The sequence below is a fragment of the Nonomuraea sp. NPDC005692 genome, assembly GCF_040631115.1.
In the GTDB taxonomy this organism is placed as follows: domain Bacteria; phylum Actinomycetota; class Actinomycetes; order Streptosporangiales; family Streptosporangiaceae; genus Nonomuraea.
This window is the reverse complement of sequence record NZ_JBEXYU010000046.1, coordinates 40824-67118: the sequence shown is the minus strand read 5'-3', so window position 1 is coordinate 67118 and position 26295 is coordinate 40824. Positions and strand designations below refer to the sequence as shown.

24 protein-coding genes are annotated in these 26295 nt (G+C 74.4%); 10 read left to right on the top strand and 14 right to left on the bottom strand.

What is annotated here, in order from left to right:
* Window positions 1–41 precede the first annotated feature (41 nt).
* Window positions 42–2642, top strand: coding sequence for an AAA family ATPase (locus ABZ459_RS48310; RefSeq protein ID WP_357986769.1), 2601 nt, complete (start codon window positions 42–44; stop codon window positions 2640–2642).
* Between the two features lie 19 nt (window positions 2643–2661).
* Here the strand turns inward: ABZ459_RS48310 and ABZ459_RS48305 are convergent, their stop codons facing one another.
* From ABZ459_RS48305 to ABZ459_RS48270, 8 genes are all read right to left on the bottom strand, one after another.
* The gene (locus ABZ459_RS48305; protein ID WP_357986766.1) at window positions 2662–4440 is read right to left on the bottom strand and encodes an ABC transporter ATP-binding protein; all 1779 of its coding nucleotides are present in this window, start codon (window positions 4438–4440) and stop codon (window positions 2662–2664) included.
* Window positions 4425–6164: an ABC transporter ATP-binding protein gene (locus tag ABZ459_RS48300; protein WP_357986763.1), complete on the bottom strand. Its 1740-nt coding sequence runs from the start codon at window positions 6162–6164 to the stop codon at window positions 4425–4427. Before ABZ459_RS48300 ends, ABZ459_RS48305 begins: the two co-directional genes overlap by 16 nt.
* Before the next feature lie 90 nt (window positions 6165–6254).
* Window positions 6255–6377, bottom strand: a complete 123-nt coding sequence (locus tag ABZ459_RS48295) for an ALQxL family class IV lanthipeptide (RefSeq protein ID WP_189652211.1) — start codon at window positions 6375–6377, stop codon at window positions 6255–6257.
* A gap of 86 nt (window positions 6378–6463) precedes the next feature.
* Window positions 6464–8275: an alpha/beta fold hydrolase gene (locus ABZ459_RS48290; RefSeq protein WP_357986760.1), complete on the bottom strand. Its 1812-nt coding sequence runs from the start codon at window positions 8273–8275 to the stop codon at window positions 6464–6466.
* Window positions 8209–10986: a class IV lanthionine synthetase LanL gene (gene lanL / locus ABZ459_RS48285; RefSeq protein ID WP_357986756.1), complete on the bottom strand. Its 2778-nt coding sequence runs from the start codon at window positions 10984–10986 to the stop codon at window positions 8209–8211. Before lanL ends, ABZ459_RS48290 begins: the two co-directional genes overlap by 67 nt.
* Window positions 10987–11140: 154 nt before the next feature.
* On the bottom strand, window positions 11141–11956 hold the full coding sequence (locus ABZ459_RS48280) for a methyltransferase domain-containing protein (RefSeq protein WP_357986753.1): 816 nt from the start codon (window positions 11954–11956) through the stop codon (window positions 11141–11143).
* Window positions 11931–15062, bottom strand: coding sequence for an amino acid adenylation domain-containing protein (locus ABZ459_RS48275; protein WP_357986750.1), 3132 nt, complete (start codon window positions 15060–15062; stop codon window positions 11931–11933). The genes ABZ459_RS48280 and ABZ459_RS48275 overlap by 26 nt, the downstream gene beginning before the upstream one ends.
* A 5-nt stretch (window positions 15063–15067) precedes the next feature.
* Window positions 15068–15271, bottom strand: coding sequence for an MbtH family NRPS accessory protein (locus tag ABZ459_RS48270; RefSeq protein WP_357986747.1), 204 nt, complete (start codon window positions 15269–15271; stop codon window positions 15068–15070).
* Window positions 15272–15353: 82 nt separating this feature from the next.
* Here ABZ459_RS48270 and ABZ459_RS48265 point away from each other — a divergent pair, with 82 nt between their 5' ends.
* On the top strand, window positions 15354–16118 hold the full coding sequence (locus ABZ459_RS48265) for an alpha/beta fold hydrolase (RefSeq protein ID WP_357986744.1): 765 nt from the start codon (window positions 15354–15356) through the stop codon (window positions 16116–16118).
* Here the strand turns inward: ABZ459_RS48265 and ABZ459_RS48260 are convergent.
* A complete protein-coding gene (locus ABZ459_RS48260) occupies window positions 16112–16366 on the bottom strand; it encodes a hypothetical protein (protein ID WP_357986741.1) in 255 nt (84 codons plus the stop codon). The two genes, ABZ459_RS48265 and ABZ459_RS48260, sit on opposite strands and share 7 nt — an antisense overlap.
* 110 nt (window positions 16367–16476) lie before the next feature.
* Window positions 16477–17058, bottom strand: a complete 582-nt coding sequence (locus ABZ459_RS48255; protein ID WP_357986738.1) for a helix-turn-helix domain-containing protein — start codon at window positions 17056–17058, stop codon at window positions 16477–16479.
* 115 nt (window positions 17059–17173) lie between these two features.
* On the opposite strand from ABZ459_RS48255, the gene ABZ459_RS48250 reads away from it, so the two are divergent.
* From ABZ459_RS48250 to ABZ459_RS48230, 5 genes are all read left to right on the top strand, one after another.
* A complete protein-coding gene (locus ABZ459_RS48250; protein WP_357986735.1) occupies window positions 17174–18004 on the top strand; it encodes an SDR family NAD(P)-dependent oxidoreductase in 831 nt (276 codons plus the stop codon).
* Between the two features lie 34 nt (window positions 18005–18038).
* On the top strand, window positions 18039–18947 hold the full coding sequence (locus ABZ459_RS48245; protein ID WP_357986732.1) for an SDR family NAD(P)-dependent oxidoreductase: 909 nt from the start codon (window positions 18039–18041) through the stop codon (window positions 18945–18947).
* Window positions 18948–19018: 71 nt separating this feature from the next.
* The gene (locus ABZ459_RS48240) at window positions 19019–19258 is read left to right on the top strand and encodes a hypothetical protein (protein WP_357986729.1); all 240 of its coding nucleotides are present in this window, start codon (window positions 19019–19021) and stop codon (window positions 19256–19258) included.
* A gap of 27 nt (window positions 19259–19285) precedes the next feature.
* Window positions 19286–20290, top strand: a complete 1005-nt coding sequence (locus ABZ459_RS48235; RefSeq protein ID WP_357986726.1) for a winged helix-turn-helix domain-containing protein — start codon at window positions 19286–19288, stop codon at window positions 20288–20290.
* A 125-nt stretch (window positions 20291–20415) separates the two neighbouring features.
* Window positions 20416–20871 carry a hypothetical protein gene (locus tag ABZ459_RS48230; RefSeq protein ID WP_357986723.1) on the top strand — a complete coding sequence of 152 codons (456 nt, stop codon included), beginning with the start codon at window positions 20416–20418 and terminating at the stop codon, window positions 20869–20871.
* 85 nt (window positions 20872–20956) lie between these two features.
* On the opposite strand, the gene ABZ459_RS48225 is transcribed toward ABZ459_RS48230, so the two are convergent.
* Window positions 20957–21286 carry a helix-turn-helix transcriptional regulator gene (locus ABZ459_RS48225; protein WP_357986720.1) on the bottom strand — a complete coding sequence of 110 codons (330 nt, stop codon included), beginning with the start codon at window positions 21284–21286 and terminating at the stop codon, window positions 20957–20959.
* Window positions 21287–21415: 129 nt separating this feature from the next.
* On the opposite strand from ABZ459_RS48225, the gene ABZ459_RS48220 reads away from it, so the two are divergent.
* On the top strand, window positions 21416–22573 hold the full coding sequence (locus ABZ459_RS48220; protein ID WP_357986718.1) for an MFS transporter: 1158 nt from the start codon (window positions 21416–21418) through the stop codon (window positions 22571–22573).
* A gap of 308 nt (window positions 22574–22881) precedes the next feature.
* Here the strand turns inward: ABZ459_RS48220 and ABZ459_RS48215 are convergent, their stop codons facing one another.
* The 3 genes from ABZ459_RS48215 to ABZ459_RS48205 form a co-directional block, all read right to left on the bottom strand.
* Window positions 22882–23694: a hypothetical protein gene (locus ABZ459_RS48215; protein ID WP_357986715.1), complete on the bottom strand. Its 813-nt coding sequence runs from the start codon at window positions 23692–23694 to the stop codon at window positions 22882–22884.
* A 110-nt stretch (window positions 23695–23804) separates the two neighbouring features.
* Entirely contained in the window at window positions 23805–24233 is a 429-nt protein-coding gene (locus tag ABZ459_RS48210; protein ID WP_357986712.1) for an NUDIX domain-containing protein, read from the bottom strand.
* A gap of 53 nt (window positions 24234–24286) precedes the next feature.
* Window positions 24287–24541 (bottom strand): hypothetical protein, encoded by a 255-nt coding sequence (locus ABZ459_RS48205; RefSeq protein WP_357986709.1) that lies wholly within the window; start codon window positions 24539–24541, stop codon window positions 24287–24289.
* 124 nt (window positions 24542–24665) lie between these two features.
* Between ABZ459_RS48205 and ABZ459_RS48200 the strand changes: the two genes are divergently transcribed.
* Window positions 24666–25439, top strand: coding sequence for an alpha/beta fold hydrolase (locus ABZ459_RS48200; RefSeq protein WP_357986706.1), 774 nt, complete (start codon window positions 24666–24668; stop codon window positions 25437–25439).
* A gap of 46 nt (window positions 25440–25485) precedes the next feature.
* Window positions 25486–26229, top strand: coding sequence for a VOC family protein (locus ABZ459_RS48195; RefSeq protein WP_357986703.1), 744 nt, complete (start codon window positions 25486–25488; stop codon window positions 26227–26229).
* Window positions 26230–26295: the final 66 nt, after the last annotated feature.

Sequence of the window (26295 nt, the reverse complement as noted above, 5' to 3'; positions counted from 1 at the left end):
GCTTTTCACGATACGGCCCCCCCCGAGAACTACACATCCTCTTGCACACACTGACCCTCCCCCACGCTCTTCCGATCACCGCGGCCGCCGCGCCGGGCCCGCGCGGGGGCGCGGCGGCCGGCGACACCGCCGAGGCCGCCGCGCACGCCGGTGAGGCCGCGTCCGCGCGGGCCGATCAGGCCCGGCGCGCGGTGCGGGGACGGCTGATCGGCCGCGAGCGGGGGCTGGCCGAGCTGGCGGCGCTGCCCGGCGCGACGCACCACAACGGCGTCGTGGTCGCCGCGGTCAGCGGCGAGCCCGGCATCGGCAAGACCCGGCTGCTGCAGGCGTTCCGCGACGACTGCGGGGATCTGGGCTATCTGGTGCTGTGGGGCCGCTGCCGCGGAGGGGAGGGCGTGCCGCCGCTGTGGCCGTGGCTCCAGGTGCTGCGCGCGCTGGCCGGGACCGTGCCGCCCGAGGAGCGGCAGGCGCTGAGCGGGCTGCTGGACGACGACTGGCCCACCGGCGCGCCGGCGACGCCGCACCGCAACCGGGCCGTCGCCCGGTGGCTCGTCGAGGCCGCGCGCACCCGTCCCCTGGTGATCGTCCTGGACGACCTGCACTGGGCGGACTCCGCCACGCTCGAACTGCTCAGGGACGTCGCCGTGCTGTCCGAGGCGTACCCGGGCGAGCGCCCGCTGCTGCTGGTCACCGCCTTTCGCGACGCGGCGCACGACGACCGGACGGTCACTCCCGGCGCCTCTCCCGGCGACGCCTTCAACCTCTCGGTGGACGAGGTGCTGTACCAGCTCGCCCGCTACGACCTCGTGCGCATCCGGCTGAGCGGCCTCGACGCCGCCGACGTCGGGACGCTCGCCCGGGAGATGGGCGTCCCGGTGGACGGCTCCACGGCCGAGCTGCTGACCAGGCGTACCGGCGGCAACCCGTTCTTCGTCCGCGAGAGCGTCCGGCTGATGGCGCAGGGGCAGGGCCCGGAGGTCGTGCCCGACGCGGTGTCCGACCTGATCCGCCGGCGGCTGGCCATGCTCGGGCCGCGGGCGACGGAGATACTCCAGCTGGCCGCCCTGATCGGCCGCAGCTTCGATCCCGGCTTGGTCGTCGAGGTGTTCCGGGCCTGCGCGTCGTGGCCGGAGCAGACCTACGAGCTGCTCGACTGGGCCGCCCAGGCCGGGCTGGTCACCAGCGGCGACGGGGTCATGACGTTCGTCCACGACCTGGTCAGGGAGACGCTGATCGCCGGCGTCCCGCCGCTGCGCAGGGGCGTGATCCACCGGGAGGTGATGAGGGCCCTGTCCGCCAGGCCGAGCACCGACGTGACCGTCATCGCCCACCACGCCGTGGAGGCCGGGCCGCTGGCGTACCGGGAGACGGCGCACTGGGCCCGCGCGGCGGCCGGGCAGGCGAGCCGGCGCATGGCGCACGAGGAGGCCGCCGCCTGGTGGGGGCGGGCCGTCGCCGCTCACGGCGCCTGCGACGGCGACCCCGCCCAGCACGTGGAACTCCTGCTGCACCAGGTGCGCGCCCTGCTGGACGCCGGGGACGCCATGGGCGCGCGCGACCTGCGGGCCCAGGCCCTGCGCGTCGCCCAGCGGGCCGAGGCGGACCCCGCCCTGACCACCCGCGCGCTCACCGCGCTGGACGCGCCGGCCATCTGGACGCTGCGCAACCCGTACGAACCGGTCGAACTGCGGCTGGTCGAGCAGTTCGAGGCCACGCTGAGCGCGCTGCCCGAGACCGACGGCGTCGAGCGGACGTTGCTGCTCGGCGGCCTGGCGCAGGAACTGTACAACGGCAGCGACGACGACCTGCGATGCCTGTCGCTGTCGGCCGAGGCCGTCGCGATGGCCCGCCGGATCGGGGACCCGCACCTGCTCATGCGGGCACTGAACGCGCGCGCGCTGTCCGTGCCGCAGGCGACCCACATCGCCGAGCTCATGGAGATCGCCGAGGAGCTGCACGGCCTGGCCGCGCGGACCAGGACGCCGGGCTTCGAGCTGCTCGCCCACATGATGGACACCCACTACCGGCTGGAGACGCACGACCTGGCCGGGGCGGACCTGGCGGCCGCCCGCTGCGAGGCGCTGCTCGACGACCTGCAACTCCCGTGGCCGCGCTTCCAGCACACCATGTGGCGGGCCAACCGGCTCACCCTGGCCGGCCGGTTCGCCGAGGCCGACGCGCTGTACGGCGAGGCCGAACGGCAGGCCAAGCGGATCGGCATGTGGTACGCGGGCGCCGTCGCGGTGAACGGCCGCCTCATGCTGTACTACCAGCGCGGCGCCATGGCCGAGGCCGGCCCGCTCATCGACCTGATCAGCGGCATCCACCCCACCGTGGAACACGACGCCCGGGTGCTGGAGCTGTGCGCCCAGGGCCGCCGGAGCCAGGCCGTGGCCCTGGCCGGGCAGGGGTGGCCCGCTCCGCCGATGGACTGGTCGTGGCTGACCATGACCTGCCTCCAGGGCGCGGCCCAGGCCGCCGCCGGCGACGTCGCGGCCTGCTGGACGACGTACGAGAAGCTGCTGCCCTACGCCGGGCGCATCTCCGGGGGGTCGGCGGTGGCCTGCATCGGGCCGGTCGACCACTTCCTGGCCGTGCTGGAGTCCGTGCTGGACGCCGGCACCGGCGCCGCCGGGGCCTGACGGGCCGCCGGTCGCGCCGTCACCGTGTCCCGTCGTCGTGCCAGCGGCCGACCAGGTCGGCGTACAGGGGGGACCGGTCGATCAGTTCCGGGTGGGTGCCGGTGAGCACGGTGGTCCCGTCCATCAGCAGGACCTGGCGCGCTCTGGCGGCCGAGCTGATGCGGTGCGCGATCACGACCAGGGTGCCGGGGCGGGCCGCCAGCGCCAGCTCCGCGCGCAGCTCGGCGGCCGGATCGAGGTGGCAGCCCGCCTCGTCCAGGATCAGGACGTCGGCGGGGGAGGCGTGCACGCGCGCCAGGGCGACGAGCTGCCGCTCCCCGGCCGACAGCGCGGACGGCTCCTCGATCTCCCCGCCGATGCCGCCCAGCCGCTCGACGAGCGGCCCGGCGCCGACGGCGGCCACGGACGCGCGCAGGCGTTCGTCGTCCGGGCTGTCGCCGGGCGGCCACAGGTACGCCAGGTTCTCCCGGACCGTCCCGGCGAAGACGTACGCCTCCTGCGGCACCAGCGCGATCCGGCTCCGCACCAACGTGCCGGGGATCGAGGCCAGGGGGCGTCCGCCGAGCCGCACCCGGCCGCCGGTGGGCCGGAGCAGCCCGGTCATCAGCAGGGCCAGCGTGGACTTGCCGACGCCGCTCGGGCCGACCACCGCGAGATGCCCGCCTTCGCCGATCGTCAGGTCCAGGTCCCGCACGACCGGCGTGGCCCGTGCGGCATAGGCGAACGTCAGGCGTTCGGCCCGCAGCTCGTGGCCGGTCGGGACGGCGGCAGGGGTGTCCGGGGTGTCCGGGGCCACCGGGCCGGGGACGGAGATCGTCTCGGCGATCCGCCGGGTGGTCGCCGCGAGCCCGACCCCCCACCCGCCGAGGGTGTCGAGGATCGTGCGCAGCGCCGGCTCCAGACCGGTGAACAGGTACGTCACCGCCCCCACCACCTCTCCCGCGCTCAGCCGGCCGCCCTCGATCAGGGGACGGGCCAGCACGAGCAGGCCGACCAGCGGCGCGTGCGCGCCGAGCAGGACGGCGACCCGCCGGCCCGCGCCCGCCCGGGCGAGCGCTCGGGCCGCCGCGGCCTGCGCGGACACCAGGGCCCGCAACGTGTCCGTGGCCTGGTCCCGCGCCCCGCAGGCGGCGACGTCGCGCAGCCCCGCCACGATGGGCGTGGCCTGCGCGGTCAGCCGCTCCTCGGCGAGCACGAGCGCACGCTGCCGGGCCGTCAGCGCCGGCATCAGCCTGGCGAACGCGGCCAGCGCCAGCACGAGCGGCCCGGCGGCGACGGCGGCGGCCACCGGCGACAGGACGAGCAGCCCCACCAGCGCGGCGATCACCGACATCCCCAGCTCACGGCTGGTGCGCAGCATCATGGACACCAGCTTGCGCATGGTCTCGACCTGCCCGGTGAGGCGGCTGAGGGCGGCGGCGTCCGGCGCCTCACCGCCGTCGGCCGCGCGGCGGACGGCCGCCCCGGCCACGGCACGGACCAGCTCGTCGCGCATGGGCTCGACCACCGCGGCGAGATGCGGGAACATCAGCCGGGTCGCCAGCGACCTGACGACCATCGTCACGCCCAGCAGGCCCAGCCAGGCCATGCCGACGCCCGGACGGCCGGCCAGGAATCCGCGGTCCACCGCCGTGGCGACGAGCAGCCCGGCCAGCAGCGCGGGCGCCGCCTCGACGAGCGACCACGCCAGTGCCGTCAGCAGCGGGCGCCGCCGGGCGCGCAGCAGGCCCGCCAGGAACCGCCAGGGCCGGACGGCCTGCCGCCGGTCCGCGGCGGCCCCGGTCATGCGGACGTCCACGTGTCCTCCTCGTCCCGCTCGGGGGTGCCGGCGTGCCCGGCGGCGAACAGGGCGCGGTACGCCGGGTCCCGCCACAGCTCCTGATGGGTGCCGCGCCCGCGCATCCGGCCGGCGTCGAGCCAGACGACCAGGTCGGCCAGGGCGGCCGTGGCCGGGCGGTGCGCGATGACCAGACGGGTGCGCCCGCGCATGCCCTCGGCCAGGGCGCGGCTCACCCGGGCCTCGGTCGCCGTGTCCAGGCTGGAGGTGGCGTCGTCGAGGACGGTCACCCGGGCCTGCCGCAGGAACGCCCGCGCCAGCCCCAGCCGCTGCACCTCACCGCCGGACAGCGGCGCGTCCGCTGCGGGGGTGGCGTAGCCGAAGGGGAGGCGGCGGATCACGTCGTGCACGGCCGCGGCCTTCGCGGCGGCGCGCACCGCCTCGGGGGAGCGGGCCGGAGCGCCGTAGGAGATCACCCCGGCGATGTCGCCGCCGAGCAGCATCGGGCGTTCGAACGCGTACGCCACGGCGTCGCGCAGCAGCCCGGGGTCGACGTCGGGCAGGGGCACGCCGTCGAGGAGGACCTGGCCGCCGTCCGGGTCCGCCAACCGGCCGGCCAGCAGCGCGAGGGTCGACTTGCCCGCGCCCGAGCCGCCGACGACGGCGGTCATCGCCCCCGCCGGTATCTCCAGGTCGACGTCGTCGAGCAGCGGCGTCTGCCCGCGCCGCACCGTCACGCCCCGGAACGAGAGCGTCCCCGGGCCAGGGGGCAGCGGCCGCGTGCCGGCGGCCAGGACGGGCAGGGCGAGCACGTCGTGCACGCGGACCGCCGCCGAGCGGCCGAAGGCCATGCCGAGCAGCGGGTCGATCTGCTCGACGAACACCAGGCCCAGGGCGGTGTAGCCGGCCGTCGCCAGGAGCGCGCCCGGCGGCAGCCGGCCCTGCGCGACGCCGAGCCCCGCCACGGCCAGCACGAGGACCTCGACGAGCGGCAGGATCAGGGTGATCCGCCACACGCTGTGCGCCTGCGCCCGCCACAGGGCGTGCCCGGCGGCGCTCAGCTCGGGCAGCGGCCGCAGCACGCGGGCGATCTCCCGGTCGGCGGTGCCCGCGGCCCGGACCGTCCGGATGCCGGCGAGGGTCTCGGTGAGGCGCGCGGCCAGCCGGCCCTGGGCCCGCTGGTAGTCGCCGTACAGGCCGGAGACCCGGGCGACGAACACCCGCATGACGACGAGCGCGACGGGCACGCCGCTCAGGAAGGCGACGCCCACCCGCCAGTCGATCGTGAAGAGCGCGACGACCCCGCCCGCCGACAGGACGAGCCCGGACACGATCTGCACCAGCGTCGCGGGCACGTAACCGGTGGTCGCCGTGTTGCCCACGAGGCGGTTGACGAGCTCCCCTGCGGGAAAGGCGCCCGCACCCGCCGCGTCGGTCCGCAGCACCCGGTCGATCGCGCGCAGGCGCAGCAGCCTGGTGGCGGAGGCCACCGACGTGATCCCCGCGATGCCCGAGGCGATGTCGGCGAGCGCGGCGGCCAGGAGGAGGAGCGCGAGCCGGGTGTAGGCGGCCGTGGAGCCGGTCCCGGCGAGCACCGCGTTCACCGCCGCGCCCACCGCCGAGGGCAGGGCGAGGGAGACGGCGATCGAGGCCGCCGCGGCGACGGCCGTCCCCGCCAGCGGCGCCCACGTCGCGCGGGCCGTCCAGGCGATGAGCCGGTCGCCGTGCCTGTGCCCGACGTTCATGAGATGTCCCTTCACTCCATCGGCGCGGTGCCGGCCCGGGGGGCCGGCACCGCCGGGACGGGTCCTAACAGAAGGTCAGGAACCGGCAGGTCACCTGGTGACGTAGCAGCTGTTGCCCTCGTTCTCGCAGGTGAAGCTGGAGACCTGGCAGGCGGCCAGGCCGGACTCCTCGCGGGCGGGGAGCATGTCCAGCGCGGTGATGTCGAGTTCCATCGGTTTCTCCTTCTTCTCGGTGTGGAGCCCGCGAGTGCGGGCCTTGCCACCGGCCCGGCGCCGGGTGGGGGCGCCGGGCCGGGGGATCATGGGCGCCGCGCGGAGCGGCGGCTGAGGAAGGCGACCAACTGGTCGAGCACGAGGTGGCCGTCCGGTCCGGTCAGCGGGTCGTGCCCCGCGCCGGGCAGCTCGACGTAGGTGAGCTCGGGGCCGCCGGGACCGGCCCGCGCCAGCCGGTCCCGCAGCCGCCGGGAGTGGCCGACGGGGACGGTCGCGTCCCGCTCGCCGTGGACGACCAGCAACGGGCCGCGCAGCCGGTCGGCCAGCCGGATCAGGTCGCGCGGCCCGAGGTCGTCGTCCTCGATCTGCGCGCAGCCGCCGAGCCGGTCGAGCATGTTGCGCACCAGCGGCGGCCCGTCGGCGTGGAGCTCCCGCCCGGACAGGAACGGCGCGACGACGGCGGCGCCGGACCACAGGCCCGGTTCCGCGGCGGCGGCGAGCAGGGCGAGGTGGGCGCCGTAGCTCACGCCGTACAACACGGGCGGGGTGGCGCCGGGCCCGCGGGAGGCCGTCAGGGTGCGGCCGAGGTGGAGGACGTCGGCCAGATCCGGCCCGCCCCAGGCGCCGCGGATCGCGTCGCGGTGGGCGGGCCCGTACCCGGTGCTGCCGCGCTGGTTGGGCGCGACCACGGCGACGCCTTCGTCGGCCAGCCGCTGGAACAGCGGGTCGTAGCCGAGCCGCCAGCCCGACTCGGGGCCTCCGTGCAGGGCCAGCACCACGCGCCCGGCGGCGACGGGGTCGCCGTAGACGACGGCTTCGACGGGTCCGGCCGGGCCGTCGAAGCGGCGCGCGGCGGCGTGCGGCCGCCCGGTCCCGCCGCTGTCCGGTCCGGGGACCGCCACCACGTGCGGCGGCAGGCCGGGAGCGGAATGGACCAGCCGCAGCGTGCCCGCGTTCCAGGCGGCCATCGGCAGGATCGTGCCGGTCGCCGGCCCCGCCTCCCGGACACCGCCCTCGGCCAGGTCGTACACCAGGACGCGGGAACGCACCCCCGCGGTGACCGCCAGTGCCAGCCGCCGGCCGGCCGGGTCGAGGGCGAGCGGGGTGACGGCGCCCTCGACGGCGTTCAGCCGCTCGGGGAAGACGGTGGGCGTGTCCGCGTCGCGCGGGCGGACGCCCAGGCGGTGGCCGACCCGGGTCTCGCGGGCGGTCAGCAGCACGCCGGTCTCGGGGGCGGCGAGCAGCAGGTGCTCGCGCCGCTCCAGGCCGGGAAGCGCAGCCACGGTGCCGTCGGACAGGTCGAGCACCACCGTGCGCGTCCGGGGGCCGGCGGGCACCGCCAGCGCCAGCCGCCTGCCGGAAGTGTCGAGCCAGACGCCCCCGGCCAGCGGGCCCGGCACGCCTGCCACGACCTCGGGCGGCTCGGCCCGGCCGGACAGCCGCCACACGGCCGTGCCGCCCGCCGGGGTCGTACGGAAGGCCAGGGCGGCGGTTCCCGCGCTGCGGCCTGCCACCAGCCTGAGCCCGCCACCCGTGACGGCGGCCAGGTCGTGCACGGACGCGCCCGCGCCGTCCCGGTCCGGGACGACGAGGAGCAGCCGGTGCGTCCCCCCGCCTCCGGCGCGGCTCAGCAGGACGGCGCCGTCGTCCGTCGGGACCGCGGTGCTCGCGGGACTCTCGCCGTCGCAGGAACGCAGGACGCGGGACCGGGGACGCGCGCCGGTCAGGTCCCAGAGCTCCGGCGCCAGAGGACGGCGGCCCTCGGCGGTGAGGCACACGGCGTACCGCCCCAGGCCGGAGAACCGGAAGCCCAGCCGGAGCATCGTCCCGCTCACGATCCCGCCGGTGCGGGTGCGGGCGCGGGTGCCGGGACGCGGGCCGGGACGTCGGCCGTCCACGGACGCGGGCCGCCGTGACGCAGCCGCAGCAGGAAGTCCAGGACGCCCGCCAGACCGGTGTTCCAGCCGAAGCTCACCGTGTCGCCGTTCTCGTCCGGCACCACCAGCAGCCCGTCCCGCAGCACCGCCCGCGCCTCCAGGCAGGCGGCCAGCTCCGCGGCCTGGGCGCGGTAGTCCTCGTCGCCGAGCAGGCCGGCCATGTCCAGCAGGAACTGCCCGTCACCGGCCAGCCCGTGGCAGGCCGCGGTCCCCGAGGACAGCCGGGAGGCGCGGACGGCGACGGCGGCGGCCTTCGCGGCGTCCAGGAAGTCCGGCTCGCCGGTGACGGCGTGGAGCCGGACGAGGAAGGTGCCGACCCCGGAGGAGCCGCTGCACCAGTGCGTCATCCGGACGGCGCCGCCGGGGAACTCCGGCCACCAGGCCGCCGCGCCGGTGCGCTGGGCGGCGGCCAGCAGCGTACGCCCGGCGAGCAGGGCCGTCTCCAGGTGGTCGCCGCCTCCCGGGGCGGCGGCGGAGAGCAGGAAGGTCCCGATCCCCGCGACGCCGTGGGCGAAGCCGTAGTGCACGGCGCCGGCCAGCGCGGACGGGAAACGTTCCGGGATGGGCCACAGCATGCTGCCGGGGGTGCGCTCGGCGCTCGCCACCAGGGCGTCCGCGCACCGTGCCGCCCGCTCCCTGAAGCGCTCGTCGCCGGTGGCCCGCCAGAGGTGCAGCAGGGTCAGCCCCGTACCGGCCAGGCCGTGGCAGACGTCGGGGTTCGGCCACGACATCGGCAGGGTCAGCGCGAGGTCGGTGCCCGCCGTGCGCAGCGCGTCGTCGCCGAGGGCCCGGCCGGCCGCGTGCAGCGCCCAGGCGATGCCGGCCCGGCCGAAGTGCAGTCCGGGCGATGGCCTGGCCTCGCTGCCCAGCCGCCGGAGCGTCCAGGCCGCGGCGTGGCGCAGAGCGGTGGCGACGTCGTCCCGCCCGACCTCGCCGGTGTCGAGATCCGACGTGTCCAGAACCGAGGCGAGCAGCGCGAGCACCCCGGCCGAGCCGTACTGCACGGCGCAGGGGTCGGCGGTCTCGCCGAACCCGGAGACCGGCCACAGGCGCCGGCCGCCGGGATCGCGGTTCATCCGCCGGAGCGTGTGCGCGATCCCGTCGCGGAGCAGGCGGTCCTGACCGGCGACGGGCAGGCGGCGGCCCGCGCCCGCGGCCGTCGCCGGCCTGGGCGCGGCGGCCAGGTCGGAGCCGGGCAGCGGCTCCAGGCCGTCGAGGAAGGCGCCGACGCGCCGCAGGTCCCAGCGCCGGGCCGGGTCCTCACGCATCAGGCCGAGGATCATCGGCCGCAGCGCACGGCCCACGGCGTCACCCTCGGTCGCCACCTCGACCAGCCCGCGCACCCGGGTGTCCCACGAGCGGCCCGCGGGCGGCTCGTCGGAGCCGAGCAGCGGCCGGCAGGCCGTGGCCAGGTGCAGCACCGTCGCGCCCAGGGCGTACAGGTCCGCCTCGGCCCCCGCGGCCGGCCCGTACATCGGCCCGCGCACCTGCTCGGGCGGCGCGTAACCGGCGGTGTAGGCCTTGGTTACGGGCGTGCCGGGGACGGCGGCCATCTCCAGGTCGACCAGCCGGCAGGAGCCGTCCGGGCCGACGATGACGTTGTTCGGCGTCAGGTCCCGCAGCACGAAGCCCCGCCCGTGCACGGCGGCGACCAGGCCGGCCAGCGCGCGCACCGCGGTCAGCGCCACGCCCGGCCAGCCGTCCGGGTCGGCGGCCTTCGCCTGCCCCGCCCAGGCGGTCAGCACGGCGCCGTCGAGGTGTTCCTGCGCGAGGAACAGGTTGTCCCCCTGCGTGAACAGGGCGACCTTGCGGCTCGTCACGCCGAGCGGTCCGAACAGTTCCAGCATGTCGGCCTCGTGGCGGAGCCGGTCGCGTTCGTCCTGGCCCTGCAGGGTGGCGCTGATGTGCGGGCGGGCCTGCTTGATCACGACCTGGGCGCCGGAGAGCCGGTCCGCCGCCAGGAACACCCCGCCCTTGGCGCCGTGGCGGATCGCCTGCCGCACCACGAACCGGCCGGCCAGCTCGACGGCCTCCGGCGCGGCGGTCCGCACCGGGGCCCGACCGGACTCGAACGGGCAGGCGGCCCACTCCGGCGGCGAGTACCAGGCGTTGCGCCGGTCCACCTGGCAGGTGCCGTCGGGGGCGGTCAGCGGCGAGCTGTGGACGCCGTCGTTGTCGAGCACGCTGCGCGCGGAGAACACGCCGTAGCGGTAGTGGACCAGGCTGCCCTGCCGGTAGGCCCGGTCGGACAGGACGGGCGGGCCCGGCAGGCCGTACGTGGCCCGGTGCAGGTCCTCGGCGATCGCCGTCGCCGCCTCGTCGTCCGGGGGGTAGACGGTGATGAACTTGCCGGCCGATCCCCGATGGACGTTCCTGGACAGCAGCCCGGTCAGGTCGGCGAACGTGGCCGCGAACTTGAACGGGCACCGATGCCGCACCAGCACCTCGGCCGCCCGCGCCAGCACGACGGGAGCCGACAGCGGCGTCGCCGACACGTGCAGCTTCCATCCCTGGTCCCGCGTCCCGGCCTCCCGGGGAGCCACGTACGTCCACGGCGCGCGGTGGCGGACGTCCCACCCGTCCCCGGCGGACCGGCGCAGGGCGGCCCGCACGAGGTCCTCCAGCACGTGGAGATCCGCGCTCACCTGCTCGTCCGTGCCTGTCGTGCTCATGCTCACGCCACAACCTCATGCCTGATCGGGTTCGGGACGTTCCCGGTGGCCGCCGGGGCCCGCCGGTGAACAGCGAACCGGAGCGGTCTTATGGATCACTGATGGCCGCTTAACGCGCCCCGCGGGCGCCTTTCAGGTCCGGTCATAAGACGGCTCAGGTCCGGTCATAAGACGGCTTCACCGCGACGGCCAGGTAGACGGGCATGGCGATGGTCAGCTCGCCCCTCGCGTCGGCCAGCTCCAGCGAGTGGAACCACGCGCTCCTGTCGATCTCCGGCACCAGGCCGGACTCCTGCCTGCCCAGCACGGGCACCACGGACGCCGCCTCCGCCAGGGAGGCGGACACCGCCTGGACCGCCCGCAGCTCGGGTTCGGCCAGCCCCGCCCGTACGAGCCTGCGGCGCAGGGTGCGCCCGACGGCCGGATGGGAGATCTTCTCCCTGAAGGCGTCCAGCACCCGCCGGGTCAGCGACTCCTCCACCCCGTCGATGACGAGCCCGCTCCAGTCGACGTCCACGACGCACACGCGCCCGCCGGGGGCCAGCGCCCCGGCCAGCGCGCGGACGGCGGCGTCGGGATCGGGCACGTGCTGCAGCACCCGCTCGCACCACACCACGTCGAACGCGTCCGCGTAGCCGAGGGCGGCGAGGTTGCCGAGCCGGTAGGAGACCGTTCCGGCGCCCGGCTCGGCGGCGGCGTGCCTGCGCTCGGCGGCGGCCAGCATCACGGGATTCAGGTCCACGGCGGTGACCGTCCCGCCCGGTCCCACCAGCCGGGCGAACTTCCTGGACATCTCGCCGAGCCCGCACCCGGCGTCCAGCACGCGTTCGCCGGGGGAGACGGCCAGCAGGTCCAGCGCCGAGGCGCGCACCGCGCGCACCACCTCGTGCCGGGAGATGCGGTCCAGGTACTCCTCGGCCGCCGCCTGCGTCCCGTCACGGACGTCAGCCTGAAAGATCTTGTCGTCCACCGAGGTCTCCTCTCCTCGAAAGCGTCTCGGCCAGCCCGGCCGCGGTCGGCGTCTCGAACAACGCCCGGATCGGCAGCTCGACCCGCAACGACGAACGGATCCGGCCCACCAGCCGCGAGGCCGTCAGCGAGTGGCCGCCCAGGTCGAAGAAGGAATCGTCGACGCCGACCCGCTCCAGCTCCAGCACGTCGGCGAAGACGTCGCACAGCAGCCTCTCCAGCGGGGTGCGCGCCGGGCGCGGCTCGGCCCGCGGGGACGGCTCCGGCTCCGGCAGGGCCCGCCGATCGACCTTGCCGTTCGCGTTCAGCGGCAGGTCGTCCAGGATCACCACGGCCGCGGGCACCATGTAGCCGGGCAGCGACGCGGCCACGAACGCGCGCAGCGCGGCGGCGTCCAGGCTCGCGCCGGCGGCCGGCACGGCGTACAGCACCAGCCGCCGGTCCCCGGAGCCCGTCGGTCGCACGACCGCCGCCGCCCGCGCGACCTCGGGGTGCCGCGCCGCGGCCGCCTCGACCTCTGCCGGCTCGACGCGAAAGCCCCTGAGCTTGGTCTGGTCATCGGTCCTGCCGACGAAGTCCAGAGCGCCGTCGGCCCGCCACCGGACGAGGTCGCCCGTCCGGTACATCCGCTCGCCCGCCGGGCCGAAGGGGCAGGCGACGAACCGCTCGGCGGTCGGCCCGGGACGCCCCAGATAGCCGCGGGCCACGCCCGCGCCGGCGATGTGCAGCTCGCCCACGACGCCGGGCGGCACCGGCCGCAGGTCGCCGTCCAGGACGTACACCCGGGTGTTGTCCATGGGGCGGCCGATGGGGAACGTCCCGCCGGTCGCCGGTGCGCGATGCCGGGTGGCGAACGTCGTGGTCTCCGTCGGGCCGTACCCGTTGACCACGACCGTGCCGGGGCACGCGCCGGTGACCCGGCCCACCGCGGCGGGGGAGACCACGTCACCGCCCGCCCACACCTCGCGCACGTTCCCGAAGCATCCGGGGGACTCCTCGGCCAGCAGGTGGAACAGGCCCGCGGCGAGGAACAGCCCCGTCACGCCGCTGTCCCTGATCACCCGTGCCAGCGACTGGTGGTCCGCCTCGCCCTCCGGCGCGACCACGACCTGGCCGCCGTTGAGCAGCGGCACCCACAACTCGTAGGTCGAGGCATCGAAGGCGGGCGGGGAGTGCATCAGCACGCGCCGGTGCGCGCCGCCCGTCCAGCACCGGTCGTACGCCAGCGCCACCACGTTGCGATGCGTGACCGCGATGCCCTTGGGCGTGCCCGTCGAGCCGGAGGTGTACATGACGCAGGCGAGCCCGTCGGGGTGCCGGGCCGGCCGCGGCGGCGGGCCGGGCTCCGCGGCCGGGCCGGCGTCCACGACGATGACATGGACGTCCCCGCCGAGCTCGGGCCCGGTCCCGGGCCGGTCCGTGAGGAGCACCGAGGCGCCGCAGTCGGCGATCGTCCGGGCGAGCCGGGCCGGTGGCTGCCCCGGATGCAGGGGCACGTACGCGCCGCCGGCCTTCACCACGGCCAGCGTCGCCACCACCAGCGCGGCCGAGCGGCCGAGCAGCAGCGCGACCGTGCTCTCCGGCCGCACCCCCAGGCCGGCCAGGCGGCGGGCCAGCCGGTTCGCGCGCGCGTCCAGCTCCGCGTAGGTCAGCGTGCGCCCTTCGCACTCCACGGCCGTGGCGTCCGGGCTCCGCGCCGCCTGGGCCTCGAACAGCTCCGGCAGGGTCGCCTCGGGGACGGCGGCCGCCGTGTCGTTCCAGTCGAGGAGGACCTGCCGCCGTTCCTCGGCCGGCATGACGTCCACGTCCCCGATCCGCGTACCGGGATCGAGCGCCGGGATCCCGGCGAGCAGGTCCGTCAGGCGCCGGGCGTGGCGGACCACGTCGCCGGGGTCGTACACGGCGGGGTTCGCGTTGACGTCGACCCGGAGATCGCCCCGGTGCGGCCGGTCGTAGATCATGATGGACAGGTCGTCGATCGACCCGTTGGACACGTTCTCGACGGTGACGTCGTGGTCGGCGAACCTCAGGGGCTGGTCGAACGCCATGATGTTGACCGTGGGGCCGAACAGCCTCGCCTCGCCGCCGACGACGCCCAGGTCGCGCAGCATGTCCTCGTACCTGTGGCGCTGGTGCCGCAGGGCCTGGCGCATGGCGAGCGAGACGCCGCGGAAGAGCTCCGGCAGGGGCGCGTCCGGGTCCACGGCGCATCTGACGGGGAGCACGTTGACCACGTTGCCCGGCGTCCTACGCAGGCGGGCGGACCGCCGGTTGGCGGCCGGCAGGCCCACGACGACGGCGGTCGCGCCCGTCATGCGGTGGACGTACAGCACGACCGCGGAGACCGCCAGCGTCAGCCAGCTCGTGCCCAGCCGCCGGGCGGCCGCGCGCATGCCCTCCGTGGCCGCGGGCGGGAGCGTGGTCGTCTCGCGGAGGAAGTCCCACGAGGGCGGCGCGGGCGGTCGCGTCGCCAGGCTCGACGGGACGGGGCCGTCGGGGAACAGCGACAGCCAGTGTGCGCGGTCCGCCGCCGACTGGCTCGATCCCCGGTAGGCCAGGTCCTCCTCCAGGATGGTCCGAGGGGGCTCGAAATCGCACTCCGCGGCCACGACGCCGGCCCGGAGGGCGGTGTAGATCTCTCCCATGCGCGAGACGAACAGCGCCGCCGCGTAGCCGTCCATCGCCAGGTGGTGGACGCGCTGGTACCAGAAGAAGCGGTCCTCGGCCAGTCTGATGAGCGCCGCGGAGAACAGCGGGGGACGGTCGAGCTCGATCGGCCGGCCGCACTCCGCACGCATCCACTTGCGGGCCTGCTCCTCGGCCGCCTCCTCGTCCCGCAGGTCCACGAACGGGAGGTCGAACTCGATGTGCTCCTCGATGACCTGGACCGGCCCCTCGTCCCCGTCGCGGATCCACAGGCGCATACTGCCGGTCTCGGCGACGGCCTGCCGGAAAGCCGTTTCCAGCATTTCCCGATCGACGTTTCCGCGGAGGTCCAGGTATTCGGCGACGATGTCGTTCCGGCCGTCCGGGGCGAGCTGGCGGGCGTACCAGAGACCGAGCTGGGCGGCGGACAATGGCAATTCGTACCGGCCGGCGTCGTCCATGTGCGTCACTCCGCCGGGACGATCGCGTCGACCAGGCTGTCCGGCGTTATGTCGGTCCAATGCCCGGTGATGTATTCCAGGCATCTCTGCCGGACGTCGTTCCTGTACACGACCCTCCAGCCATCGGGAACGGCGGCGGAAGCGGGCCACAGGGAATGCGCTCCCTCGTCATTCACGAGCACCCGGCAGTGGTTCCAGAAATCGTCCATCAGGTATTCCCTTCCGCTTGTTCCCGGGGCCGGGCGTGTTGAATAATTCGCTCGCCCGGACATGCCGATGAGGGGATTTGGAATGGCTGACTGGTTGCGTTGCCCGGAAAAGCGTCCGCTTTCCGCGGTCCGGCTGTTCTGTTTTCCGCACGCGGGCGGCTCGGCGGCCTTCTACCGCTCCTGGGCCGAGAACGCGGGCGTCGAGATTCACGCCGTGCAGTATCCGGGCCGGGGCGACCGATGGGCCGATCCCCTGATCGGCGACCTCCGCGACATGGCACACCGGATCGCGGACGCCATGACGCCGCTGCTGGACCGGCCGGTCGCGCTCTTCGGGCACAGCATGGGCGCCCTCGTCGCCTACGAGGTGGCCCGCGAGCTGGCCGGAAGGGGCGTCGTGCCGGCCCGGCTCTTCGTCTCCGGCGCGAACCCGCCCCAGACGATGGCCGGCGTGCTCGGCTCCCTCGCCGAGACGGACGACGAGACGCTCGCCGGCCTGATGGGAACGCTCAACGGGACCGACCCAGGGCTGCTGGCCGACCCCGAACTGCTGGAGATCGTCCTGTCCTACGTGCGCAGCGACCTGCGTGCGGTCGCGGCGTACGAGCACCGGGAGGGAGCGCCGCTGGACTGCCCGATCCACGCCCTCCACGGGGACGCGGACCACGATGTCGTGCCGGAGCGGGTGCCGCTGTGGGGCGAGCTGACCCGCGCCGGGTTCACCGTCGACACCTTGGCGGGCGATCACTTCTACCTCGTGCCCCGGCGGGAGCAGGTGATGGAGATCATCACCCGGTACCTGCACGGCGGCGGCGGAACGGGCCGCCGCCGTCAGGTCGATCAGTAGAAAAGGCTGAGCGCGAAGCGCGAACCGGACACCTCGCACCGGAAATCCTGGACGATGCCCCCGCTGGTGATGGCGGTGAAACCGGCCCGCACGCACTGGTCGCGGTACTGGTAGTACCCGGCGAAGTGCCACGACCCGGAGCTGGCGGATGCGGACACGGCGGACGCAGGCATGGCGGAGCCGGTGACGGCGCCGAAAGCGAGCCCGCCGGCGACGAGGGCCGCCGCGGTCAGACGTCGAATGCTCATGTTTCCTCTTCTCCTCAGGGAACGGCGTTCTGCCGTCAAGATGTGCCAGGAGACTTGGGAAACACTTGTGGGCCGTCCTTAAGGGTGCGGCGGCCTCCTTAACCCGGCCTTCAGGGCGTGCTCCGTCCGGTCCGCAGGCCGTCGAGGATGAGCGCGAGGTAGCGGCGCCACGGCTGCGCGGCGCCGGAGGACGGCAGGTCCATCACCGAGTCGATCATCGAGACGATGGGGGCGATGTCGCCCACCGTGATGTCGTCGCGCAGCGTGCCCTGGTCCTGGGCGCGGGTGATGAGGCGGCCGCAGGACTCGGCGATGCCCTCCCGGGCGCGCTCGATCAGCTCGCTCTCGCCCGCGCCCCGCCGCATCAGCTCGCGCAGCCCGCGGTCGGTCGCGGCCTGTTCCAGGGCGTGCTCGATGAAGGCCCGCAGGGCTTGGTAGGCGTCCTGCGCCGCCTGCGCGGCCTGCGCCGCGGCGCGGATGTCGTCGAGCTTGCCGGCGTAGACGGCCTCGGCCAGGGCCTCCTTGTTGGGGAACCGGCGGTAGACGGTGCCGACGCCGAGCCCCGCGTGGTGGGCGACGTCGTTGAGCGTGGCCTGCAGCCCGCGCGCGGCGAACACCTCCCGCGCCGCCGCCAGGGTGCGCTGCCGGTTGTGCTCGGCGTCGCGGCGCAGCGCCGGTGTCTCTTCGCTCATGGCATCCCGTCCGTCGACTAACTGGATACATCATATCCGCTTCGTGTTAGGCTCCCTGACGTAAGCGGATATGACATATCCACTTCGGTGGATGTGCCGACGAGAGCAGGTGAACATGCAGACCGTGATCATCACTGGCGGCACCGACGGGCTCGGCAAGGGGCTGGCCCTTCACTACCTCCGGCAGGGCGCTCACGTGGTGGCCCTGGGCAGCACCGCCGGAAAAGGGGAGGCCCTGCTCACGGAGGCCAGGGCCCTGGCGGCCGGACGGGCCACGTTCGTACGCGCCGATCTCACCTCGCTGGCCGCCTGCCGGGGCGTCGTCGAACGCCTCGCCGCGGACCATCCGGTCGTCGACAAGCTGATCCTCTGCGCCCAGCGCTACCGGCTCCTCGGCGGCCGCGCGACCACCGGCGAGGGCTTCGAGCACAGCTTCGCGCTGGCCTACCTCAGCCGTTTCGTGCTGAGCCACGGCCTGCACGACGTGCTGCGGGCCGCGCGGCGCCCGGTCGTCATGAACGTGGGCACACCCGGCGTGCCGCTGGGCCGCATCCACTGGGACGACCTGCAGCTGACCCGCGCCTACAGCGGCACCAAGGCCACCCTGCAGTCCTTCCGGGCCAACGACCTCCTCGGCGTCGCCTTCGGCGTCCTGCACGCCGCCAGCGGGGTCTCCTACGTCGGCTACAACCCCGGCGTGGTCTCCACCGGCATGCCCGCGAGCCTGCCGCAACCGCTGCGTGCGGGCACGCGGGCGTTGTTCACCCTGTTCGCCGCATCGGTGCCGAAGGCGACGGTGCCCATGACCGCCCTCCTGGACGACCCGCCGGCCGAGCCCTTCACCGCCCACTGGGGCAGGCGCCGGCTGCCGCTGGACGGCCGCGCCTTCGACCGGGACGACGCACTACGCCTCCATGAGCTCACGCAGGAACTGATCTCGCGCTGACACCGGCGTCCCGACCGAGAGGAGACAAGCGCAGATGACACTGAACGACATGACGGGCAGGACCGCCCTGATCACCGGCAGCACCGGGGGCATCGGCATGGAGACCGCGCGCGGCCTGGCCGAACTGGGGGCCTCCGTCATCCTGGTGGGGATCGACCGCGTCCGGGCGCAGCGTGCCGCGCAGGAGATCCGCGCAGGCGCCGGACACGATCGCGTGGACGCCCTGGCCGCCGACCTCACCGGCCTCCACGGTCTGCGCCAGGTCGCGTCCCAGATCGCCGAGCGCCATGACACGCTGGACGTCCTGGTCAACAACGTCGGCCTCAACCGGCCGCGCCGCGAGCTGACCGTCGACGGCGTGGAGAAGATGTTCGCCGCGCACGTGCTCGCGCCGTTCACCCTCACCCACCTGCTGCTGCCGCAGCTCAAGCGCGCCGGTCGCGCCCGGGTCGTCAACCTGACGGGCGGCATCCCCGGCGGCCCCATCGAGCACGACAACCTGCTGGGGGAGCGGCGCTTCCTCGGCTGGACGTTCAGCCACTACAACCACACCAAGACCATGACGATGGCGCTGACCGCCCGGCTCGCCCGGGAGCTGCGCGGCACGGGGGTGACGGCCAACGTGGTCTACCCCGGGCACGGTTACACGCCGATGAACAGGGCGACCCCGATCAGCGCGTTCCCGCGGCTCTACCGGCCGATCGCGCCCCTGGTGCTGAAGGTCGTCGCGCCGCTCTTCCTGTCGGACCTGACCCGATCGGCTCGCTCCAGCATCCATCTGGCCGCGAGCACGGAGGTGGAGGGCCTCACCGGCGCCTACTTCGACGACCGGTGCCGCCGCAAGCCGCTGCCGGCCAGCGCCCTCGACGAACGCAACCAGAACGCGGTGTGGGACCTCTGCGCCCGGCTGAGCGCCGGCGTCCCCAATGAATCTACAACGTAAAGGCGCCGTCCGAAGTTCACTCACAAAATCCATCCGGCGAGAACCAGGCGCCGACAGACCTAGGCGTCGCCGTGGCCCGCTTCTATGCTCCGTTCGTGGCGGACATCGGCTACTTCGACGCGTGGGGGTTGTGGCTGCACGGCAGTTCCACGCTCGGGAACGATCTGCTCGGCCTGCCGTGGCCGGTTTCGCTACGGGGGGCCGTCGCGTTCGTCATGGGGCTGACCGACGTGCCCTGGTATCTGGGGTCGCTGCTCGGGTCGACGCTCGACGGCGCCGCGGGCCTGCTCGCCTTCTGGCCGTGCCGGTGAACGTTCGCTTCGGACGATGGATGGAGTATGTGGCGCTTTCATTTCACGGGTGAGGATCTGGCCCGGTTACGTTTCGAGGCGTCGCCCGGCCCGGTCATGGAGTCCTGGTTCGCGCTGAACGTCATGGCCAGGCGGCGGCCTGGGGCGCTGTTCGAGCCGTGGCGGCGGGGGGTGACGCCCCGTGACTCGCTTCGGTTGCTGGCCGGTCTGGCGCAGGGCGTTCATCCGTTCGACGTGTACACCTTGGCGGGGGCGGGGGCGCACGTGGAGGAGGGGGTGGAGCGGATCCTGGGGGTGCGGGCCGGTTCGGTGCGGGCCGAGCTGGACTCGTGGGGGCAGTACGGAGACCTGCCTTCCTGGTCGCGGCGGTTGCCCGACGACGCCGAGGCGCGCGGGCACTTCGTGGCGGCCGTGCGGGAGGCGTGCACCGCGCTGCTCGGCCCGTACCGTGATCCGCTGCGCGCGCACCTGGAGGCGGAGGTCGCCACCCGTGCGGGCGTCATGGCGCGGGGAGGCGCCGAACGCCTGCTGTCCACGCTCCACCCCGACCTGGTCTGGCGGGACATGACGCTGGACGTGCCCACCCGGTTCACGGCGCAGACGATCGACGTGCACCTGAACGGGCGAGGGCTCGTGCTGATCCCGTCGGTGTTCTGCCGGTTGCCGCTGTTCAGCTGCGACGGCTTCCGTCCGGACGACGCGCCGGTGTTGTTCTACCCGGCTCTACGGGATCCCGCCGACGCCTTCGCCCTGTGGGGGCACGGCGCCGCGGGCTCGTCGCGGCGGGCGGGCACGCTGGCCGCCCTCCTGGGCCCGACCCGGGCGGCCGTGCTGGAGGAGGTCGGCCGCGGTTGCACGACGACGCACCTGGCCAGGAGGTTGTCGATCTCCGCCGCGACCGCCAGCCATCATGTGTCGGTCCTGCGGGACAGCGGCCTGGTCGTCTCGCGCCGGCAGGGCGGCTCGGTGTTGCACCTGCTGACGCCGCTCGGCCTGTCCCTGCTGAACGGGGCTCTGCCCGCGGCGAACTGAGCCGGACGGCCCGGCGGGCTGTCGCCTGGGGCTTTCGACCACGCTCGAAGGCCCTACCTGCGGCCGGGGCCGCCGTTCGAACATCGTCGTGGCAGGAATCCCCCACCGAAAGGGACACGCTCGCGATGAACGTAACGGGAACCGCTCTGAAGACGGTCGTGCTGTCGGCGGCCATGGTGGTGCTGACGTCCGCGGCCGCGGTCGGCGCCGCGCAGGCCGCGACGGCGGATGTGCCGCCCTCGTGCCCGTCCATGACCAGCCCGTCGAATGCCACGAGCGCCGCGACCAGGGCGCAGAAGGCCATGCCGAACGGCCAGACGCTGGAACTGCGCTCCGGGAACGTCGGCGGCTATCAGTACGCGTGGGCGCGCATCGTCAACTCCAACGACGGCGACGCCATCTGGGTCGACTACTCGATCGACAGCGGGCGCAACTGGCGGCAGTGCGACCTGCGGACGATCAGCGGCGGCAGGAACTACGGCAACGGGTTGCGGACCAGCTCCAGTCAAGTCGTCTGCATGCGGGCCGGCGGGCGCCCCAAGGGGTCCACCGTCTCCTACCTGACCGACTGGTGGTGTTAGCGGTCGCCGCGGTGTTCGTGTCGTAGATCGCCGAGGGGCGAGGTCTCCGGCATGAGGGTGATCCTGAATGCCGGAGACCTCGGGGTCACCCGTCGGTGTCGCGGGTGCGGCGTTGCGCGCCGAGCACGGAGTCGAGCAGGCCGGGGAAGAGGGTGTCGAGGTCCTCCCGGCGCAGCCGGACCAGCCGGGATCGGCCCTGCACCTTCGTCCATGTCACGCCGGCCTCGCGCAGCACCCGGTAGTGGTGCGACAGCGTCGTCTGGTGCACGTCGATGTCGGCGCCGATGGCGTTGCAGTAGTCCTCGCCCATCCGGTCGAGCCGCAGGACGAGGTCGAGGCGCACGGGGTCGGCCAGGGCGCGCAGGACCTCGACCAGCCGGATGGCCTCGGTGGCCGGTTGTGACACCTCACGCATGGTCGCCCCCTGTGTTCCGCACACCCGTCACGCTACCAATAGATGGATATATGGACAAGCATCCATGTATTCCGTAGGGTTCCCCTCGATACGTCCGAGGTCCCTATGGAAAGGTGGCACCGTCCGGTGTTGCGACGACTTCTCCCTCTGGCCCTGGCGACCTTCGCCGTGGGCACCGACAGCTACGTCATCGCGGGCCTGCTCCCGGCCATCGCCGCCGACCTGGGGGTCTCGACTCCCGTCGCCGGGCAGTTGGTGACGGTGTTCGCCCTGGTGATGGCCCTGTCGGCGCCGATCATGGGCGCGCTCACCGGTGGGCTGGACAGGCGGACCGCGCTGCTGATCGCGTTGGGCGTGTTCGTGGCCGGCAACGCCGTCACCGCCCTGGGCACCGGTTACGAGGTGGTGATGATCGCCCGCGTCGTCACCGCGGCGGGGGCCGGAATGATCAACTCTGCTGCCTCCAGCACCGCGGGGGCCATCGCGCCTCCGGAACGCCGCGGCAGGGCTCTGGCGTTCGTGCTGGGCGGGCTCACGGCGGCGACGGCGCTGGGTCTTCCGCTCGGCACGCTGATCGGCCGTACCGACTGGCACGTCACCCTGTGGGCGGTCGCCGGGGTCGGCCTGGTCGCGGCCCTGGGGATCGCCGCCGGGCTGCCCAAGGTGCGGCTTCCCGCCGCCTCGCTGGGTGACCGGCTGCGCCCGTTGAAGGAGGGCCGGGTCGTGGCGCTGCTGGCCGTCACCACGCTGGTCTTCCTCGGCGCCTACACCCTCTACACCTACATCGGCCCGGCCCTGCGGGAGGCGACGGGCGGCTCCGAACCGCTGTTCGCCGCCATCCTGCTGGTCTGGGGGGTGGGCGTCCTGGCCGGAAACATCGTCGCCGGACGACTGGTCGACCGGTACGACCCCGCGCGCGTGCTGACCTGGCCCCTCGTCGTCGCCGCCGTCGCGCTGGCGCTCACGCCGGTGGCGACCAGCACGTTCGTGTCGACCCTGGTATGGGCCGCGGTCTGGGGGGCGGCCGTGGGCGTCGTCGTCGTGCCCCAGCAGCATCGGCTCATCGCCCTCGGCCCGGCCGCGGCGCCGGTCCTGCTCGGTCTCAACTCCTCGGCCGTCTACATCGGGATGGCTCTTGGCGGCGGGCTGGGCGGGCTGGTCCAGGAGTGGTTCGCCGTCGTGCCCGCGGCGTTGGGGCTGCCGGCCGCCGGCGTCACGACCGTGGCGCTGCTCCACCACCTGACGACCGTCCGCCGCGCCTCAGCCGTCCTGACCGGGGCTCGCTGATCCGGGATGCAGGGCGGGAGGCGCCTGCCGGCCCGCGCCTCCCGCCGCACACCCCTCTCGAACGTGAACAGGACCTGGCGCGGGGGCTGGCCCTGGAGTCGGCCGAGAGCCCAGATCGTGCCGTCCGGCGCCGCAACCAGCCCGGTCATGACCGGGTCACCGGCGGCCGGTCCTCACCGGCCCGCCCCCCGCCTCATCCGCCCGGAGCGAGATCCCCTTAAGGATCACTCTCCCATGTCCTCATCCGGTCACGGCTGGGACGTACCATGCCTTCCGCGCCGGGACAGCTGGGATCGGGCCTGCCCCTGTCAGCCCGACCCGGTGGCTCCGGGGAGGAACGCGGCGGCGGCGCTGGACAGCAGCGGCCCGAGGATCACCAGGCCCGTCTGCAGGTCGGTCATGAGGTTGTGGTCGACCTCCAGGACCTGCTCCAGTTTCGCGCGTTCCTCGGCCCGGGCGACCACCGTCGCGGCGTCGTCCACGTCCCCGAGGGGCAGCAGGTCGTCGCAGAGTCGGGTGGCGGCCTCCCGCAGCGCGGCGCGGGCCGGGACGTAGGCCAGGGCCACCAGCAGTGACCCGTTGCCGCCGAAGATCAGCACGATTCCTTGGGGCGACGAAGCGGGAGAGGCGCCGAGCGCGAGCGTCGCCAGCGCGACCAGCAGGCCGACGGCGCCCAGCAGCCGCCGCAGCAGCCGCCGGAAGCTGATCAGCGTGGCCGCCCGCGTGCCCGGCCCGCCCTCCAGCGCCCCGGCCGACCGGCGGATGCCCGACATCGTGGCCACGGCCGGAAGGGCGCCCAGGCACGCGATCGCCGACAGCGCCCAGCCCCGCCAGCCGGCGAGCGGATCGGGGGACAGGACCAGGGCGAGCACGACCAGCAGCAGGGCCACCAGGAACAGGGCGCCGAGCGGCCGGAGCACCTCGCGGACGCGTGCGGGACGCAGGGCCGCCAGCTCCCTCCAGCGCTGGACGCCGTAGGCGAGGACGGCGCCCGAGGCGGCGGTCAGCGCCAGGGCGAGTGCTGCCCACACCTCCCACCGGGGAGCCGCCTTGGAGGCGGAGGTGAGCACGATCGCCAGGCCGAGTGCGAGCGCGGCCACGACGGCGACGGGTCGGAGCACGGGTTCCCCCTCACCGCGGGGACGGAGCCGGACGGCGATCGTGTCAGATGCCCCGGCCGGTGTCCATGCCCGGCCCCGCCCCCGCCAGAGCGCGAGGTCCGGGACGGGGCTCATCCCTGGAGGCGACCCAACCACGCGTCCTGGGCGTCGGCCAGCCCCTCTGCAAGCGGCAGGGGGACGAAGCGGCACGCGAACTCCAGGCCGGCGTCCGAGCCGTCGCCGTGGACACGGTGGCGCCAGGCGTCGGCGCTGTCAGGGGTGGCGGTGAGGTGGAAGAACGTCGTGCGCCGGGGTTGGCCGTTGTCCTCACGAGGTTTGTGGTCGACCGCGATGGGCCCGACGACGGCGATCTCGGTCAGGCCGGTCTCCTCCGCGACCTCCCGCAGGACGGCCTGTTCCAGGCTCTCGTCCGGCAGGACTCCGCCCGCCGGAACCTGGGTGCCCGCTTCGGGCGCGTCGACGTGATCGAAGACGAGGAGTTCGGGGGTGGTCCGGTGGCGGACGACGTAGGCGGCGACGCGGATTCTCGGCTCGGGCATCCCTCCATGATCGCAGGGCGCCGGGCCGAGAATCCCGCCGTTCGAGGTGCGGCCTACGAGACGTACAGCAGCCAGTAGGGGGGCTTGGCGTAGATGCTGTTCAGGCGGCAGGAGGCGGTCTTCCCGGCGGCGGTGTACGGGGCGGCCGCCCGAGCGCAGGCGTCCGACGTCGGGTAGACGCCGACCAGGACGGGGGTGGTGGAGGTCTGCGCCGCGGCCGCCTGGGCCGCGGCGGGGAAGGCGAGGGCGGCCAGGACAAGTCCGACACCGGCCGCGGTGCGGCGGAATGTGTTCGTGTTGATAACCATGGGTCGAACGGTAGAAGTCGTCCCTTTCCGCGGTCGTCAAAGCGGTCCTTGATTCCCCGTCCCCCTCGGGGATGATTTCCGCAGCCAGGACGTCCTTCTCCTGGAGTGTGGTCGAATCGCTCCCATGACGATCGAGTACATCCCCGTCTCCGGTGACGGCCGCCTGTGGGCCGAGAAGGCCGGCGACGGTGCCCCTATGGTCCTGCTGCACGGCTCCGTGCACGACAGCCGCCTCTGGGACGGCGTCTTCCCCGAACTCGCACGCCACCGCACCGTGATCCGGTACGACGCGCGGGGCCTGGGCCGTTCGACGCCGCCGACCGCCCCGTTCCGCTTCGAGGACGACCTGCTCGCGGTCCTCGACCACTTCGGCGTCGAGCGTGCCGCGCTGGTGGGGCTGAGCATGGGCGGCGAGGTCGCGCTCGACTTCACCTTGGAGCACCCGGCACGGGTGCGCTCCTTGACCCTGGTCGGGGCGTCGGCCGGTGGCCACGACTGGCCGCGCTCTCCCGAGCTGGACGCCTACGCGGCGGCCGACCGCGAGGGTGACGCCGCCCGCCTGGCCGAGAGGGAGCTCACGTTGTGGGCGTCGCTGGGCGACCGGGCGCCGGGATACGCCACGATCTGCGACATGGTCACCGAGAACGCCAAGGTGCGGGCGGCCGCCGAGAAGGGCCATGCCCGCTTCGGGGACGTGGGCGCCGTCGAGCTCCTCGACCGGGTCACGGTGCCCACGACCGTGGTGGTCGGCGACCACGACCACCCGGAGATCGGCGTGATCGCCCGCCGGCTCGCCGAGGGCATCCCCGGCGCCCGCCTGGAGATCGTGGCCGCGGCCGACCACTACCTGCCGTTGCGCGCTCCGGAACGGCTCCTGGACGTCGTCCTCGCCGACTGACCGGCGCGGAGGCGGCGGCCCGGCCGCCGGGCATAGGGTGAATCGCATGGCATTGCGGCTGGTTCAGGTGAACTTCAAGGCTCGGGACGACGCGGCGCTCGGCCGGTTCTGGGCGGACGCGCTCGGCTGGGGCGTCTCCAGCGAGGGCCCCGGCGTGACCAACGTCGAGCCTGTGGGCTTCGCCTGGCCCGATCCCAGCGCCGTCTGCGTCGACGTCGTCGCCGTCCCCGACCCCGAGACGGTGAGGTACCGCGTGCACCTCGATCTCGCCACCACCTCCGAGGCCCATCAGGCGGAGCTGGTCGCCCGCCTGGAGGAGCTCGGCGCGACGCCCGCCGACGTGGGCCAGGGCGACGTCCCGTGGACGGTCATGGCCGACCCGGAGGGCAACGTGTTCTGCGTGCTGGAGCCCCGGGAGATCTACCGGGACACCGGGCCGATCGCCGCGGTGGTGGTCGACTGTGCCGACCCGCGGGCCATGGCCCGGTTCTGGGGCGAGGCGGCGGGCTGGACCGTGCACGAGGCCGGCGACGATCACGCGCGCCTGCGCGCGGCCGAGGGTGTCGGGCCCTACCTGGAGTTCCTTCGCACGACGCCCGGCCCGAAGACCGTGTGGAACCGCGTGCACATCGACCTGCTGCCGCACCGCGGCGCCGATCAGGCGGTGGAGGTGGCCCGTCTGGCGAAGCTGGGCGCGACGCCCGCCGACGTGGGCCAGGGCGACGTCCCGTGGGTCGTCATGGCCGACCCCGAGGGCAACGAGTTCTGCGTCCTCGGCGCACCGCGCTGACCCGTGCTGACCCGTGCTGACCCGTGCTGACCCGCGCTGACCCGTGCTGACCCGTGCTGACCTGCC